19 protein-coding genes, 1 tRNA gene and 1 pseudogene are annotated in these 15,035 nt (G+C 68.2%); 5 read left to right on the forward strand and 16 right to left on the reverse strand.

Going from position 1 to position 15,035, the window contains the following annotated elements; translation table 11 throughout:
• Positions 1 to 13 precede the first annotated feature (13 nt).
• Positions 14 to 87, forward strand: a tRNA-Pro gene (locus tag RLT57_RS26330).
• A gap of 70 nt (positions 88 to 157) precedes the next feature.
• Here the strand turns inward: RLT57_RS26330 and RLT57_RS26335 are convergent.
• The 12 genes and pseudogenes from RLT57_RS26335 to RLT57_RS26390 form a co-directional block, all read right to left on the reverse strand.
• Positions 158 to 1,411 carry a tyrosine-type recombinase/integrase gene (locus RLT57_RS26335; protein WP_311299734.1) on the reverse strand — a complete coding sequence of 418 codons (1,254 nt, stop codon included), beginning with the start codon at positions 1,409 to 1,411 and terminating at the stop codon, positions 158 to 160.
• Positions 1,411 to 1,701: a helix-turn-helix transcriptional regulator gene (locus RLT57_RS26340; protein ID WP_311299735.1), complete on the reverse strand. Its 291-nt coding sequence runs from the start codon at positions 1,699 to 1,701 to the stop codon at positions 1,411 to 1,413. The genes RLT57_RS26335 and RLT57_RS26340 overlap by 1 nt, the downstream gene beginning before the upstream one ends.
• A pseudogene (locus RLT57_RS26345) lies at positions 1,698 to 3,022 on the reverse strand (replication initiator). Before RLT57_RS26345 ends, RLT57_RS26340 begins: the two are co-directional and overlap by 4 nt.
• 61 nt (positions 3,023 to 3,083) lie before the next feature.
• Positions 3,084 to 3,266 carry a hypothetical protein gene (locus tag RLT57_RS26350; protein ID WP_311300931.1) on the reverse strand — a complete coding sequence of 61 codons (183 nt, stop codon included), beginning with the start codon at positions 3,264 to 3,266 and terminating at the stop codon, positions 3,084 to 3,086.
• Positions 3,263 to 3,451 (reverse strand): hypothetical protein, encoded by a 189-nt coding sequence (locus RLT57_RS26355; protein WP_311299736.1) that lies wholly within the window; start codon positions 3,449 to 3,451, stop codon positions 3,263 to 3,265. The genes RLT57_RS26350 and RLT57_RS26355 overlap by 4 nt, the downstream gene beginning before the upstream one ends.
• A 94-nt stretch (positions 3,452 to 3,545) precedes the next feature.
• Positions 3,546 to 3,824, reverse strand: a complete 279-nt coding sequence (locus RLT57_RS26360) for a hypothetical protein (protein ID WP_311299737.1) — start codon at positions 3,822 to 3,824, stop codon at positions 3,546 to 3,548.
• A 14-nt stretch (positions 3,825 to 3,838) separates the two neighbouring features.
• Positions 3,839 to 4,027 carry a mobile element transfer protein gene (locus tag RLT57_RS26365; protein WP_311299738.1) on the reverse strand — a complete coding sequence of 63 codons (189 nt, stop codon included), beginning with the start codon at positions 4,025 to 4,027 and terminating at the stop codon, positions 3,839 to 3,841.
• A gap of 3 nt (positions 4,028 to 4,030) precedes the next feature.
• Positions 4,031 to 4,213 carry a hypothetical protein gene (locus RLT57_RS26370; RefSeq protein WP_311299739.1) on the reverse strand — a complete coding sequence of 61 codons (183 nt, stop codon included), beginning with the start codon at positions 4,211 to 4,213 and terminating at the stop codon, positions 4,031 to 4,033.
• A 15-nt stretch (positions 4,214 to 4,228) separates the two neighbouring features.
• On the reverse strand, positions 4,229 to 4,936 hold the full coding sequence (locus RLT57_RS26375; protein ID WP_311299740.1) for a DUF2637 domain-containing protein: 708 nt from the start codon (positions 4,934 to 4,936) through the stop codon (positions 4,229 to 4,231).
• Positions 4,937 to 4,957: 21 nt separating this feature from the next.
• On the reverse strand, positions 4,958 to 5,140 hold the full coding sequence (locus RLT57_RS26380; protein ID WP_311299741.1) for a hypothetical protein: 183 nt from the start codon (positions 5,138 to 5,140) through the stop codon (positions 4,958 to 4,960).
• Positions 5,141 to 5,222: 82 nt separating this feature from the next.
• Positions 5,223 to 6,578, reverse strand: a complete 1,356-nt coding sequence (locus RLT57_RS26385; protein ID WP_311300880.1) for an FtsK/SpoIIIE domain-containing protein — start codon at positions 6,576 to 6,578, stop codon at positions 5,223 to 5,225.
• Entirely contained in the window at positions 6,578 to 6,934 is a 357-nt protein-coding gene (locus RLT57_RS26390; RefSeq protein WP_311299742.1) for a hypothetical protein, read from the reverse strand. The genes RLT57_RS26385 and RLT57_RS26390 overlap by 1 nt, the downstream gene beginning before the upstream one ends.
• A 211-nt stretch (positions 6,935 to 7,145) precedes the next feature.
• Between RLT57_RS26390 and RLT57_RS26395 the strand changes: the two genes are divergently transcribed.
• Positions 7,146 to 7,904, forward strand: a complete 759-nt coding sequence (locus RLT57_RS26395; protein ID WP_311299743.1) for a GntR family transcriptional regulator — start codon at positions 7,146 to 7,148, stop codon at positions 7,902 to 7,904.
• A 4-nt stretch (positions 7,905 to 7,908) separates the two neighbouring features.
• Here the strand turns inward: RLT57_RS26395 and RLT57_RS26400 are convergent, their stop codons facing one another.
• Positions 7,909 to 8,772, reverse strand: coding sequence for a nuclease-related domain-containing protein (locus RLT57_RS26400; RefSeq protein WP_311299744.1), 864 nt, complete (start codon positions 8,770 to 8,772; stop codon positions 7,909 to 7,911).
• A 1,210-nt stretch (positions 8,773 to 9,982) separates the two neighbouring features.
• Between RLT57_RS26400 and RLT57_RS26405 the strand changes: the two genes are divergently transcribed.
• Positions 9,983 to 10,888, forward strand: a complete 906-nt coding sequence (locus tag RLT57_RS26405) for a YDG/SRA domain-containing protein (protein ID WP_311299745.1) — start codon at positions 9,983 to 9,985, stop codon at positions 10,886 to 10,888.
• A 372-nt stretch (positions 10,889 to 11,260) separates the two neighbouring features.
• Here the strand turns inward: RLT57_RS26405 and RLT57_RS26410 are convergent, their stop codons facing one another.
• Positions 11,261 to 11,641, reverse strand: coding sequence for a tyrosine-type recombinase/integrase (locus tag RLT57_RS26410; protein WP_399129444.1), 381 nt, complete (start codon positions 11,639 to 11,641; stop codon positions 11,261 to 11,263).
• A gap of 162 nt (positions 11,642 to 11,803) precedes the next feature.
• Between RLT57_RS26410 and RLT57_RS26415 the strand changes: the two genes are divergently transcribed.
• Positions 11,804 to 12,118 carry a transposase gene (locus RLT57_RS26415; RefSeq protein ID WP_311299746.1) on the forward strand — a complete coding sequence of 105 codons (315 nt, stop codon included), beginning with the start codon at positions 11,804 to 11,806 and terminating at the stop codon, positions 12,116 to 12,118.
• Positions 12,118 to 13,008 (forward strand): IS3 family transposase, encoded by an 891-nt coding sequence (locus RLT57_RS26420; protein ID WP_311299747.1) that lies wholly within the window; start codon positions 12,118 to 12,120, stop codon positions 13,006 to 13,008. Before RLT57_RS26415 ends, RLT57_RS26420 begins: the two co-directional genes overlap by 1 nt.
• 9 nt (positions 13,009 to 13,017) lie before the next feature.
• On the opposite strand, the gene RLT57_RS26425 is transcribed toward RLT57_RS26420, so the two are convergent.
• The gene (locus RLT57_RS26425; RefSeq protein WP_311299748.1) at positions 13,018 to 14,421 is read right to left on the reverse strand and encodes an NF041680 family putative transposase; all 1,404 of its coding nucleotides are present in this window, start codon (positions 14,419 to 14,421) and stop codon (positions 13,018 to 13,020) included.
• Between the two features lie 88 nt (positions 14,422 to 14,509).
• Positions 14,510 to 14,914 carry an ATP-binding protein gene (locus RLT57_RS26430; RefSeq protein ID WP_311299749.1) on the reverse strand — a complete coding sequence of 135 codons (405 nt, stop codon included), beginning with the start codon at positions 14,912 to 14,914 and terminating at the stop codon, positions 14,510 to 14,512.
• Positions 14,915 to 15,035: the final 121 nt, after the last annotated feature.

The raw sequence follows: 15,035 nt of genomic DNA on the forward strand, positions 1-15,035 counted from the left end.
GCCGACCAAGCACCGGGACGTGGCGCAGTTTGGTAGCGCACTTGACTGGGGGTCAAGGGGTCGCAGGTTCAAATCCTGTCGTCCCGACGGTGCACGAAGCCCGCTGGCGGAGATCGTATCTCCAGCTCAGCGGGCTTCTTCACGTCTGGGGACGCCTTCAGCGGACGACTCGCAGGTGCCGTCTCGGTGCCTCGCTTGGGACCACTTTGGGACCACTGGGAGCCATCTGGGAGTGGATCTTGTCACCGCTGAGGTGCGCGGAGAGCGCGGCGCCGGCAAGGTCGATCGAGCGCCGGCTCGGGTGAAGGTACCGCTGTGTGGTGGTGAGCGAGCCGTGTCCGGCGATCTTCCGCAGGACGTGCACGGGGACTCCCGCGTCAGCCATCCAGGTCAGGCCCGTGTGCCGTAGATCGTGCCGGCGTAGGTGCTCATATCCGAGCCGCGACACCACGTCGTCCCAGTGCGTGGCGTCACGGAGTACCGCCGTGCTGATACGCCCGCCGCGGGGGCCGGTGAAAAGTCGGGCCATAGGATCGCGGCCGGCCGCGTCGAGCCGCCGGGCGACCATGGGGCGGATCTCCGGGATGATTGGCACGGTGCGGCGCCGCTTGCCCTTGGTGCCCTTGTCGATCAGTCCACCGGGCCCGGGGGTGGTCTGCCGGCAGACTTCCCAGGTCCATTCCTCGCGGTTGATGTCGCCCGCCCGGACCCCGGAGACTTCGCCGATCCGAGTAGCCGTACAAGCCTCGAACCGCACCACATCGGCCCAGCCCTCGAACTCGCCGGCCGACCGTGCGACAAGAGCCACGGCGAGCCGATCCAGCGCGTCCCAGTCCGGCAGGGCGAGCGATCGCGGGTCGTCCAACTCGTCTTCGGCCCGCTTGTACTCCTGTTGCCAGCCGACGACCCGGGCCGGGTTGAGGTCGATGATCCCGTCTCGCACCGCCTGTTCCATCACCCGGACCAGCACGGCAAGGCTGTTCTTGACAGTCGAGCGGCTGCACTCGTCGGCGATCCAGGCGTACACCGCGCGGTCCACCACGCCGTTGGTGATTACCTGCACGGGGATGTGTCCGAGCGACGGCACGACGCGCAGGCGCCAGCCGGCCCGGTAGGGGTCCATGGTCTTGGCCTCCAGCCCGCGCATGGCCAGGTCCCATTCCTCATCTCCGTACTCGGCCAGCGTCATGGTGGCGGTTGCCGGCGTGATGCCACGGTTAGCGGCCCGCTCCATCCGGTCGATCCAGGCTTGGGCGGCTTTCTCGTCCGGCAGCATCTCCGACCGCGACAGGCGCCTCTTGGTCTGGGGGTCGAACCAGCGCACACGCGCGCGGTGGGGATTGGGATTGCCGGGCCGGTACTCGATGTCCGTCGAGAGCTTCACGCCCTGCGGAGGCGTCTGCGCGGCCATCAGGCAGCCGTCCCGGGAACGACCCGGCGGGAGGACAGCCACGCTTCCACGTCCGGCACGCTGTACATGGTCACGCGGGAAGTCAGCCGCACGAACGGCGGTCCCTGCAAGGGCGTCGAGGTGCGCCAGCGCCGCAGCGTCGAGGGGTCCACACCGATCAGGTCCGCTACGTCCTCCGTGGTGTACCACCCGCCGTGCAGCAGGTCCGGAGCGGCGTCACCGGCAACCTGTGTGCCCGGCAGCACTCGCAGCAGGCCGGAAACCTGAGTGGTCGTCAGAAGTCGCTTCACGTCCAGTCCCCCTCTTCGCTGATCTCGGCGCGTGCTTGGCGTGCGGTTTCGCGTGCTTGGGTGATGTCGCGGTGGATCTGTTCGGCGAGCCAGGATTCGCCGGGGGTGTGGCCGTGTCCGGCGTAGGCCCAGTGGGCTATGACGAGCGTGGAGGCGTCCGGATCGGCGTCGAGGTCGGGCAGTCCGCGTTCGTGTCGTTCCTGGTCGGCGCGGTAGTCGGCGCGGGCTTGGCGGAGTGCTCCGAGGGTGGTGGAGTACCGACGCGCCTTGGTCGAGAAGTGGCCGCGGAAGCCGAGCATGTGGGCCCAGGCCCATAGCCGCCTGTCGGGGTACAGGGCGTCGAGGTCGAAGCAGGCTTGGATGAGCCGGCGGGTGTGGTCGGGCAGGTCGGGGAGCTTGTCGAGTTCGGCGGGTTCCCCGATGCGGCGGTCTACGGTGCCGGTGGTCTCGGCGGCTTTGGTGGCGTACTTGGCGACGTAGGATGCGACGGCCTGCTCGGTGAGGTCTTCGCCGTGCCCGAAGGCTCCGATGGGCTGGACATCGAGCTGTGTGCCCCAGCGCAGGACGCGGGGCGGCTGGTCGCCGGCGGCGGGAACGGTGACCGTGGCGCGGGCGGCGGCGCGTAAGGCGTCTTCGAGCAGCGTGGTGGTGGCCCATGCCGGGGGCGGGGTGTCGGGTCCGTCGGGTCCGTCGAAGCGGATGACGGCGTGGAAGTGGATGGCGCCGCGCTTCTGGTACTCGGCGACCTTCCCGTAGGAGACGCGCAGCCGGTTGCGGAGTTCCTTCTGGGTGAGGCCGGCGCGGGCCGCCAGCTCACGGGGCAGGTAGATGGTGACGTAGCGCCACAGGTTCGAGGCGTGGTTGTTCCACAGGACCGCGCCGGCGTAGTCGTAGGTGTCGGGGTCGAGCGGTGTGCCGAGTTCGGGGGCGTTGTCGGGGTGGGTGGTTCCGCAGCGGCAGCGGCCGGTATGGGGCCGTTGTGGACGGGGCCGAAGCTGGGTGCGGTGAGGGTGGCGAAGACCCGGGGGTGGTCGGCCACGGTGGTGGGGACGCCTTTGCCGCCGGTCAGGCCGGAGAGGATGAGCTGGTAGGTGTCGCCGGCGTAGGTCCAGGCGCAGGCGGGGCAGCGCGAGGCGCGGCGGTTGCCGCACGCGACGCGGAGTCGGCCGCCGGGTTCACCGGTCGTGTCGTAGGAGTAGAGGACTTGACCGGTTGCCGGGTCGAGGGTGGTGGTCGAGCCGACGAGGTGGATCGGGTCGGCGCAGCCTCCGGTGCGGGTGATCTGGTCTTGCCAGCGGTCGAAGCCCGGTTGCCCGGCCACATCCGCAGGAGGTCCTGCCAGGCGACCGGGTCCAGGCCCGCCGGAAGGTCGGCGGTCAGGGTCACGGGCGTTCCTCCCCGTTGACCGGATGAGCGTCGATCCAGTTCTCTGCGCAGACCTTGTGGACGGGCTTGCCCCGGTCGGAGCGGAGCAAGGTGGGCTTGTCGCAGATGACGCAGGGCTTGTCGGCGGTGTGGTCGAAGTGCTGGCTGCCGCGCCAGTCGAGGAGGGCCACGGCCGTCACCGGCTGGTGGTGGTGAGGATGCGGCGGGCCGGGGTGGTGGTGCCAGTGCCCTTGCAGGCGGGGCAGGCCACCGTGATCGTGCGGCGGGTGCCGTCGGGGTTGCGGCTGCCGGTGGTGATGGCGGCCGACGGGAAGCCGTCGCAGTGGGCGCAGACGTGTCCTGGGGCGTGGCGGTGCTGGGGCATGATGGTGAGTCCCTTTCGGGTCCGTTGGATCTCGGATGGGGTGAGGCGCCCGGGGCGGCGGAAACTTGGCGGTAGAAGCCGCCCCGGAGGCCGGTCAGCGCTTGCGCGCGAGGTTGAGCGAGATGCTGGCGCCGCCCACGGTCGGGACGGCAGCGGCGAAGGCGGCGGCGGCCGCCTGGAGCGCGTAGGCCAGGACGACGATGACGAAGGCCGTGCCGGCGGTGATCGTGATGGTGAGCAGGATGCGGCCGGCGACCGGGGTAGCCGGGGCCTGGATGACGACAACCTGTCCGGGGTGGACGCCGGGCGGGATCAGTTCGGCCGGGCGGTGGTTGGCCCGGAGCTGAGCGTCGGGGTACTGGATGAGGTTCACCCCCCTTCGCGGGGTCAGGTGGTGCAGGTGTGGGTGCGGGCGGCGAGTTCGGCGGCGGAGCGGGTGGCGTAGTCGTTGGACCAGCCGCAGCGCGGGGCGGTGCAGGCGGCGATGGTGGCGTTGCGGCCGTGCCGGTCGCGGTGGTCGGCGACCTTGACGGGGCCGATCCGGGCGACGTTGCGGAAGCGCTCGAAGCGGGCCACCGGTCAGCTCTCCGGGTCGCGCAGGAAGTCGTCGGCGTGGTCGTGAAGCCACTGGGTGACTTCGGGTGCCTCGTTGTCGGTGGCGCCGGTAATGGCGCGTTCTCCGGTTTCCAGACCTTCGACCAGGCGGTCGGATCGGGTGAGTTCGGCGGACCGTTCCAGAGCGGCGCGGGTGGACGGACGCATGATGGTTCCTCCAGTTCAGGCGAGTTGTGCGGCGATGGCGTCGGCGAGAGCCGGGGGGACGCCGAGGCGGGTGCGCAGGGTGTCGGTGTCGATCGGGTGGCCGGTCGCGGTGTGGTGGGCGTCGGCGAGCTTGCGGGCGTGAGCGACCAGGGCGGCCGGCACGGTCACGGCAGGGGCCGCGGGCGGTGGGGCCGGTTGTGCGGCGGGCAGTTCGGGAACAGGCGCCGGGTCCGCGTCGGGCAGGCGTTCCACGGTGACCTGCTCAGGGGGCTGCACGGCTTGTGCCTGTGCTGGGGTGCTGGTGAGCGAGGGTTCCGCATCGGGGATGAGTCCGTGGACCTGTCGCATGAGGGCGCCGAAGGCGAGCAGGGCGGCGAAGGGTGGTACGGCGGCGACGACGTAATGCAGGAGGGGCTGCCCGTTGCCGACGCCGGCGACGTTGAGGCCGATGGAGCCGAGCGAGCCGGTGACGGTCAGGCCGATGGCCCACCAGTCGGTACGCGAGCGCAGCGCGGCGAGGAACATGAGGACTTCGCCGGCGACGATGAACAGGTCGAGCGTGGCGGGCCAGGCCCAGCGGCGTTCGGGTGATGCGGCAAGGCCGTTGTGCCGGGCGACATCGGCGAGGTGGGCGTAGGACAGCCAGAACGCGGCGGTGGTCAGGATGACGATCACCACCCCGGCGACGATCACGGCGGTGCGTTCGGCTTCCGGCTTGGTCATGGCGTTTGCTCCCTTCTCGGTTCAGGCGGTGCCGGTGCCGAAGCAGGCCAGGCACATGCCTTCCTGGCTTCCGACAACGCGGTGGCGGCGGCCGACACGGACGGTCACGGCGACCTGGCCGGTGCCGTCGCAGGGCTCACACGGCGGCGGTGTGGCCGGCGCGGCGGGTTTGGCGGTGCGGGTGGTGGGTTTGCGTGCGGCCATCGGACCGGGCTCCTTTCAGGCATGGGGCGGGTAGGGACCTGGCGCGTGGCGTGGTCGCGCCGACCAGAGGTGCGGGGAGGGTTCAGGCGGTGGCGGGGACCGGCTTGGTCACGGTCGCGCCGGGGGCCAGGGGTGCCAGGTGCGGGCGGAAGTTGGCGAGCGCGGGCACGAGTGGCGTGAGGCCGGCGTGTTCGGTGCAGACGCTTACCGCGTCGCGCAGGGTGGTGTTGGGTGTGCGGATGCGGGACCAGCCGCCGGAGGTGTCGGCGGCGACCGCTACCCCGGGCTGATCGGGGACGATCGCGAGCACGGAGGACAGGGCTTCGGGAGAGATGTCGCCGAACGCCATCTTCGCGGAGGCTTCATCGTTGACGCGGTGACAGACACGGCCGGTGAGCTGCGCCCGCAGCGCGGTCACGCCGTCGCCGAGTTCGGAGCCGAAACGCTGCCCGCAGATCTCCAGATAGATGCCGGCGGCTCGCGCGAGCTGACCCAGCCGGATCAGGCTGGTGATGATCCGCTCCCGCCGCTTCTTCTGCGCGGCGGACGAGATCAGCAGCAGTTCGGCAACCTCATCGACCACCACCACGATCGGCACGGGCCGTATCGCTTCGGGCAGGCCCCAGATGTCGGAGGTGATCTCCGCGTCGGGGGTGTCCGCGCTGACCCGCTGGGCGGCCCGGATGACCTGGAACCGGTCGGTCATCTCCGTCACCAACGCGTCCAGGAGATCAGCGGCGGTGTCGGGGTTGTCGGCCATGGCGGTAAACCGGCGGGCCAGCGGGGCCAGTTCAACCCCCTTGCAGTCGATGCCCACCAGCGCGACCGGCTGCGAGGCCAGTTCCTTGACCAGGCCGCGCTGATAGACCGACTTGCCTGACTCGGTGGCGCCCACGGTCAGGCAGTGCGGAACCTTCCGGAAGTCCCGGTAATGCAGCGTGCCGTCTTCCCGCATCGCCACCGGGACCCGCAGCGCCGAACGCTTCGCACGGGCCGGCACCCGCACCCGAGCCAGCACGTCATACCCGGTCATGGTCAGTTCCAGGATGCCGGAGCGCAGCTCCTTGACCGTGACCTGGTGCAGGTGCCAGGAGTGCCGCAGCCGGTCGGCGGCCGAGGCCACATCGAACGCGTCCTGCCCCGCCTGCAACCGAATCCGGGCCACCAGACCGGTCCGGGTGGTGCGCAGCCGCAGCAGCTTGGGCGGACGGTTCGCCGGCATCTCCCGACGTAACGCCTTGGCGACCGCGATCCGGGCACGGGACGGAGGAACCGCCAACCCGCACGCGTCCATCACCGACCCGTACGACCAACCCACCCGCACCCGGGCCACCGGACCCCCGACCAGCATCCAGTACAGATTCGGCCGGACCCGGCGCAGGATCAGCACACCCGCGACCCCCGCACCGGTCAGCACCAGAACCGTCACCACGGCGATCAGCCCCGGCCGTTCGAAGCAGCCGCCGGCATCAGCGAGGTGACCGCGACCGCGCGGAAGCTAATCCCGTGGCGCTTCTGCCCGTTGAACTCGTTCTCCCAGTCCCGCGCCCGCAGCCCCGTCACCGCGACCGGCGTGCCCGGGGTCAGCGTCGCATCGACACCCGTGTTCGGCACGGTCACCTGGTACAGGTCGCCCTGCCCCTCATCCGACACCAGCAGACCCACGGTCATCAGCGGGGCACCGGTCTCCCGGTCCATCGCCACCTCACCGGTCTGCTTGTTGACCAGCTTGGACACCGGCGGCGTCGCCACGAACACCGTGGCCGTCGAAAGATCGATCTTGAACGAAGCCATTTGGGTTCCCCTTGAGCGAGGCATCCCCCACTGGGACGACCTCTCTAGAGATGACTCCAGTGAACGCCACATCTCTAGAGATGTCAACACGTCTCTAGAGATGACTGCTGGGCCAGGTCGGGGACACGTGTTCTTCCCGCGGGACGTACCTGCGTTCCGCGGGAAGAACAAAGCCCCTAGGCTGTCTAGAGAAGAAGAGGAGAGATCATTCATGGGCACCCCTGACGCTGGGCGTCAGCCGAAGTACCAGCGGATCGCCGACGCGCTGCGCGACGCGATCCAATCGGGCGAGTACGGCCCGGGTGACCGGTTGCCTGGAGAGAACGACCTCATGGCTACCTACGAGGTCGCCCGGATGACGGCCCGGCAGGCGCTTGGCGTGCTCCAGACCGAAGGCGTGGCCGAATCCCGTAAGGGAGCCGGCGTCTTTGTGCGATCTTTCCGCCCGCTTCGCCGACGTGGCATCCAGCGGCTTGCTCGGTCGCAGTGGGGCGAAGGGCGTTCGATCTGGGAAATCGACACCGAAGACCGAACGCTGGTGGTTGATCAGCTCAAGGTGACGGAGGAAGAGTCGCCGGAGCGCATTGCCGAAGTGCTCGGCATGATGACGGGTGACCCGATGTGCGTACGGAGCCGACGGTTCGTCTTGGACGGGAAGCCCATTCTGCTGGCGAAGTCCTACCTGTCCGCGAGCTTGGTAGCAGGCTCGGCCATTACCCAAGAAGACACTGGACCAGGCGGAATGTATGCGCGACTCGCCGAACTTGGCTTCAAGCCAGTGCACTTCCGCGAAGAGATCCGCAGCCGCATGCCGTCCTCTGACGAGGCGCAGCGACTCGGCCTGGCCATGGGTACACCGGTCATCCTGATCGTGCGTACCGCCTTCGCCGACGAGGGCCGCGCAGTCGAGGTGAACGAGATGACGCTCGACTCCGCGTCGTACATCTTGGAGTACGACTTCGACGCGTAGCGGCTCAAGCGGTCTCCCACGATCGGCGGTCGCGAGCCACTGCGTACGCCGTCTCAATCTGCGCGGCGGTCAGCACGCCGGTCATCGGAGTCATCGCGGCCAACTCGCGGTCGCGCAAGACGCCTACGTCGTGAAGCGTCGGAACCTTCGTGAGAGTCGCCGGCGCGACGAAGACCAAGAGCGCGTTCGCCTGGACAGGGAACGGGCAACGCTCAGAGAGCACGTGGCTCACGCGGGCCGCCTCCCGGCGGATCTTTCGAACGTAGGGATGCGGGTCACCGCCGTTCACCCGCGCCGAGTCGTCCCCCACCCACACCTTCGCTCCTCGGTGGTTCTTGGTGTTGATCGTGAAGACGCCGCCAGGGCCGATCAGGAGATGATCTATGTCCGCGTCGAGGCGGGGTAGTGGTATCGAGTGCAGAGTGCGCCACCCGTGGCGCGAGAGCTGACCGAGTTCCTTGCCGACGATCCGTTCACCGACCAGCCCGGCCCGCCAGGGATCTGCCTCCGTGCGACGGTGCAGCAGGTGTGCGAGCACTCGGCCCAAGGCGCCGGGCGACAACTCTCGTACCTTGACGCGCAGAGCTTCGCCGGGCCGGTTCGAGGCTAGATCGAACTCAGGGGAAAGTGTGGAGGGCCCGCCGAGCGAAGCCCTCGGCGGATGGAGCGCCGAGGGTGGTGGGGAGGCTGGCGAAGCGGCGACATGCGGGGCCAGGGCGTCCAGTGCAGCGTCCCGATAGCCGTCGACCAGGACTTCGAGGTGCCCTATCCGCCGGTCGAACCAGGCGACAGCCTCTCCGTCTGCCCGGTTCACGTAAAGCCGGTCCTGCCCGTACCGCTTCCACTCCGACACCTGTAAGTCGCTCATGTCCGCTCCCAACAGCCGCGATCCCGTTTCGCCGCCTATCGGAGCAGTCCGCAGGCCAGCCGCACAAGAACGCGTCTTCAGTCGACAGCGCCGGTTGTTACAGGTTTCCCTACCTCATCAAGCTCCGCCCGTGCCGGGCGGAGGAGGGGAGAGGGGGACCGCTGTGGGGTCCACCAGGAGGGACCGCAGCAGAGCGGGGCGGCCGTTCGGCCGGCCACAGACGTACAGCACGGCAGGAACACAGGGCACGGGGTCAGGCCCGTGGGGCAACGCCGCCGGATTGCCAGAGTACGAGGGACAGTTGACCGGTCGGCCGGGGGTGTTCTCACCCAGCCCGTGCCGGGGTCGCAGTCCGATGGGCCAGGGTGGGTCTGCCCTTCCGGGCATCCGGCAGCGGTGGGGCAATCGGCCCCAAGGCCGTCGCTACGTAAACCACCAGTCGGCCGGCCAATGCCGGCCACCCGGGGCTCGGGGGCTCGGGCGACGCTCCTGCCTCCGGCCCGCTCCGCCCGGCCCCCGGCCCCATGCCCGCAGAGCAGACACGGGATCCCCGCTACACGCTTTGCCCTGCCCTCCACCTACCGGATCCTGGACCAATTCCACCCGCCCAGAACACGAACCCCCAGCCAGGCAGCACCACAACCCGGACACCAGCACACTCCCCGAACCCCGCCACCACAGCCAGCACCCACGACGAACCCAGGCCAGCACCCCCGACCACGCCAGGGCAACAACCCACGCGCGGTCGGAACGGGAGGAAGAAGAAAGCGGCAGGTGAGTGGTGGGTGGTGCCTCCGGCGGGGGCGCTCAGGCTCCGAGATGGAGGGGGGACCGCCGGCGGGTGCACGTTCGTGGGGGTGCAGGAGGTGGCTTCCATCCCACCTGCCATCGACCCGGGCAAGCCGAGCAGTCGCGGCCCAGGGCGTCAAGGTCGTACGTCCAGCAGGGCGCTCCACCTTGACGCCCTGAACCACGCCCGCTCCACAGAAGTGCGGGCCGACGGCAGACGGGATGGAAGCGGGGGAGGGTGGTGGAGGTGATAGCGGACGCGCGGCTTACCCCCTGGCCCGGCTTGAACGCGGCTGGCCCCCTCCACAACGGGTGGGTGCTGTGGGGTCGCAACACCCACCGACCCAGGGCGTGCTCAGCCTATGCGGCACATTGGCAGTGCGAAAAGCTGATTGTCAGTGCGCGGTGGCAGGCTATGGCCATGATTGGCGAGATACCCAACGTCGAGGTCGGTCAACTGTACGAGAGTCGCCGACTTGCCCACGAGGCCGGCGTTCATCGGCCGCTTCAGGCCGGGATCTGCGGGACGAAGAAGACCGGCGCCGAGTCGATCGTCGTGTCTGGTGGCTACAAAGATGACGACGACTACGGCAAAGTCATCATCTACACCGGGCACGGCGGCCAGGACGGCTCAAGGAACCAGGTCAGCGATCAGACCCTTGACGACCCAGGCAACGCAGCCCTGGTAACGAGCCACTTGGAGGGCCTGCCCGTCCGCGTGATCCGCGGAGCACATAGCGGCTCCAGTTACGCTCCCACCAGCGGGTACCGGTACGACGGGCTGTACCGGGTCACCAGTTACGGCAGCAAGCCAGGCATAGACGGCTTCCTCATCTGGCAATTCAGGCTCGAAGCTTATGACGACACCCCACCTCCCGAAGCGGTGCAGCAGGAGCTACGTGAGCCATCCGAACCGCGCCCCGGGCCTGTGCCGGAGCAGCCATCCCCGGGGACAGAGGTCCCCGAGCGCGTGACCACGAGCGTGCAGCGCATCGTTCGCAGCACAGCAGTAACTCGGCAGGTAAAGAGCTGGTACGACGGCGCCTGCCAGATCTGTGCCACAACGGTTCAGCTCCCCGGGGGGAACTACAGCGAGGGAGCGCACGTACAGGCCCTTGGTAGCCCGCACAACGGGCCGGACATCACCGGCAACGTGCTCTGCCTATGCCCCACTTGTCACGTCATGTTCGACGGAGGAGCAATCGTCCTGCTGGACGACCTCACGATCGTTCGGCACGGTGAGCCCGCCGGCCGGCTCCGCACTCACCCGAAGCACGTCATCAACTTTGCCTGCGTAGCGAAGCACCGCGATCGGTGGCGTCAGTAACCCTCGGATCCGGTCCTGCGCTTGGGACCACTTTGGGACCACACGCTATACGCGCAGCCGAACAACACCAGCTCAGGTGCGCGGCTGATTGTGACCCATGATGGGTCTGACCTGCGAAAACCCTTGAACCTATAATCTGGGGGTCAAGGGGTCGCAGGTTCAAATCCTGTCGTCCCGACGGTGTGGAAGGGCCCGCTGACTGGCATTCGGCCAGGTCAGCGGGCCCTTCGCTGTTGTCAGGAATGATATTCATCTGATGACGCGTCAGTACCCGGGGACCGCGCAGGGACGGTTACTCAAGAAAAGCCGCAGGTCAGCGGTCGTTTTCCTGGGGACCAGGATCACTGCTCCGTGGTACGGATTGTGCACTCCCTACAACTGCCTGAGGGCTGCGGACAGAGCCGGCGGTGGCGGGGGAGGTGCGCGGACTCCGGTGAGGTGGGTGCTGAGGTCGTGTCCGGCGCGGACGACGCTTTGCAGGTCGGGGTGGAGGTAGCGCTGGGTGGTCTGCAGTGATCCGTGGCCGGCGATCATTCGCAGGACGTGCAGGGGTACTCCGGCGTCGGCCAGCCAGGTCAGGCCGGTGTGGCGCAGGTCATGGCGGCCCAGGTGCTCGTAGCCGAGCTTGTTGACCACCTCGTCCCAGTGGGTGGCGTCGCGCAGGACGGCGGTGGTGATGCGTCCGCCGCGGGGTCCGGTGAACAGCCGGGCGTCGGGGTTGTCGCCGACAACGAGCAGGCGCCGGGCGATCATTGGGCGGACTTCTTCGATAGGGAGTGTCTAAGCTTGATCTTTATGGTCGACGGCCGTAGTGCTGGTCGAGCGTTTCGGCGTGTTTGGCGGTCTTTCCCGGCGTGTGGCGGGGTGCTTGAGGTGCCCCGAAGCTTCCGGACAGGGACCCAATAGGGTTGTCCTGTGAAGGAAACGAGGAAGCACGAAGTGGCGCCACCCGGTAAGTACACCCCGGAGTTCCGTGAGGAAGCTGTCCGGGTCGCACTCCAGTCCAGTAGGACCATCTCTGAGACGGCCCGCGAGCTCGAATTGAACCCGGAGGCGCTCCGGGGCTGGGTGAAGAAGTACCAGAAGCAGAACGAGCCAGCGGCAGGTTCGCCGTTGACGCTGGATGAGCGGGCACGCCTGAAGGAACAGGACCGGCGTATCCGTGAACTGGAGATGGAGAACGTTTTCCTGAAAAAATGCGCGGCGTACTTCGCGAAGGATCCCCGGTAGTGAGCAGGTACGGGTTCATCGAGACGATGCGGCTCGACACCACGGAGTACGCGCATCCCGTCGAGTTCATGTGTGAACGGCTCGACGTGTCCAAGTCCGGCTATTACGAATGGCGGAACCGCCCGGATTCTGCCACAGCCCATCGGCGTGAGGAATTGAAACTGCTCATCAAGAAGGCATTCGACATGTCGGACAGCACCTACGGATACCGGCGCGTCCACGCCCAGCTCGTCCGCTGGGGCTGCCCCGCCGGCCTGGAGCTGGTCCGCCTGCTGATGCGTGAGCTGGCTCTGGTGCCCTGCCAGCCCGAGCCGAAGCGGTGGTCGCTCACCCAGGCCGCAGCCAGCGGCGTGCCGGACCTTGTCAGCCGGAACTTCACTGCCGACGCGCCCGGCGAAAAACTCGTCGGCGACATAACCTACGTAAAAACCGGAGAAGGATGGCTTTATCTCGCGACCGTCATCGACTGCTGCACGAAGGAAGTCATCGGCTACGCGATGGACGACCACTACCAAACTCCTCTCATATCCCAGGCCATCCGCAACGCGGCGCGGAACAGGAAACTCGCCGACGGTGCAATATTCCACTCCGATCGCGGATCGAACTACATGTCCGCCGAGTTCGCGGCGACGCTGAAACAGTTCGGGCTCCGCCGGTCATCCGGACGTACCGGCGTCTGCTGGGATAACGCGATGGCGGAATCATTCTTCGGCGCTCTGAAGAACGAGCGGGTTTCCCGCGTGACGTACCCGACCCGAGAGGACGCCCGACAGGACATCACCCGATACATCGAACTCTGGTACAATCACAAACGCCTCCACTCGGCTGTCGGATACCGCCCACCGCGAGAAGTTCACGCCGAATACATGGAGTTTCGTATAGCCGCGTGAAATAAACTGTCAGATCACTGTCCGGAAAATGCGAGGCCCCTCAGCTCTCACACGGTTGTTCGATCCGAGGGGGCGTCCGGGGTTGGGGCGGGAGGGTTTCGGCGCAGCCGCGGGGCGGGCAGTCTTCGCGCGGATGTTGCGAAACCCCCGCCGGACCCGGGCGGGTGTCAACTTGCGGGAGGGAAGTGGGCGTTCCCATGGGCGGCGCAGGTCCTGCGCGGCTGGTCTGGCGAGCCACGGCTGGGTATGTGCGGCGATGATGAGCGTCGTCCACAGGTCCGCGCTGGTCGGGTCCCGGAGCTTGGGCACGGTCCAGCCCAATGTCTGCTTCATCAGCCGGAAGGTGTGTTCCAGGTCGAATCTGCGCAGGTAGGTGCGCCACAGTTGGTCGACGTGGCCAGGGTCGGCTCCGGGGCGTGAGGACCACAGCCACACGGGGTCAGGATCCCGTCCGCCGGGCAGGCGCTCGACGGTGAGGCGGACTACGAGGCCGTGCAGGACGGGAAGTTCGGCGTTCTGGTCGGTGATCCAGGCTGAGCGGCGGGTGAGTCGGGGGTGGAGCCGGTCCCATGCCTGGGCGGTTGCGGTGCCATAGCGGGTGGTGTCGGTAAGGGTCTCGGTCTGCGGATCGCCCCAGGTGGTGGCCCTGGCCAGTGCGAACGGAGCACCGTGCATGCGCGGGCGGCCCGATCGTGGCCGGGCATTGTGCGGGGCCGGGTCGCGGGCCATCACGCGGTCCGAGCGCAGTCGGCCGCATACCTCCACCGGCAGGTCGGCGAGCAGATGGGCCAGACGTGCCAGGTCGTAGCCGGCGTCGGCGACGATCAGCAGTTCGGGGGCACCCTCGCTCCAGTGGCCCGCGGCGATGATCCGCTCGATGACGTCGCGCAGTTGGGCAGCGGTGACGGCCGCGGCGTCATCGGCCGGGCCGAGACGCAGTGCGTCCAGCAGGCGGCACCAGGAGGTCCGGCCCGATTCCAGAACGGCCACGAAGGAGTAGGGCCAGCCGGGGATGAACTGGTCCTTGCTGCGGCCGCGTCCGTAGACGTGGCAGAACAGCCGGTCGGGGCTGGTCTCGGCATCGGGGCGCAACCAGGTGGAGACGTCCACGGCCAGCACGATCCGGCCGTCGACCGCACGCGGCACGGGCAGCAAGGCCAGCAGGCTCCGCAGCCGTGCCGGCTCGGCCCAGCCGGTGTTCAGCGCCTGGTAGAGGGCGCCGTGCCCGCGTCGGTGCTCGGCCTTTAGACTCAGGTCGACCAAGGTCTGCACGGGCCCGTCCTTGCACAGGATCGCGTCGGTGAGCTCGAAGAGAGAGTCGGCGCGGGCGTACAGACACTCGTAGAACTCGACCCGAAAGCGGGACAGGACTCCCAACGCATCACCGACGGCCCCGGGGACAGGCAGACTCATATGCAGCGGCCGTTCTCTCGTGCTTCGTGACTCGACATCTCGAAGCGTGGAGAACGGCCGCCCCTGTTGTCCCGGAAAGATCCGCAGATCAGCAGGTCGGGTGACGTGCGAGGTTAAACACCAAGCTGAGCGCCGCCACCAGGAGCAACCCGCGACCGTGTTCGGCGTCTTCGTCCGGGACTTGGAGCGCCGGCTGTTCGGCGGCGCTGTCCTGCACGGCGATGTGCAGGACGCCCTCGTTCAGGAGAAGTGCAAGGCTCACCGGGGTGGGGCTGGCAAGCCTGCCTGTGTCCTGGCTGCTTCGCAGGGTGGCTTTGACGGCGTTGGTGACCAGCTCGCTCACGACGGCCTCGGCCTGCTCAATGAGGGCCTGCCGTCCCCGCGCCCGCAAGGTGACCCGGGCAAAGGCGCGGGCGGCGCGGGGCGTGCAGGCGACGGAGGCGAAGGCGGCGCGAGTGCTTTGCGGGGGTGTGGTTTGTTCAGGCGTCACCATGGGCCGCCATTTCGCTGGTCGCCGCGGTCTCGGTCACCAGGCGAACCGTGCCCTGGATGGTGGTGGCCAGCTCTTCACGCATTGAGCTTGTTCCGCTTTGACGGGCACCATTGGTGTGGTG

Source organism: Streptomyces sp. ITFR-21 (assembly GCF_031844685.1).
Lineage (GTDB): Bacteria > Actinomycetota > Actinomycetes > Streptomycetales > Streptomycetaceae > Actinacidiphila.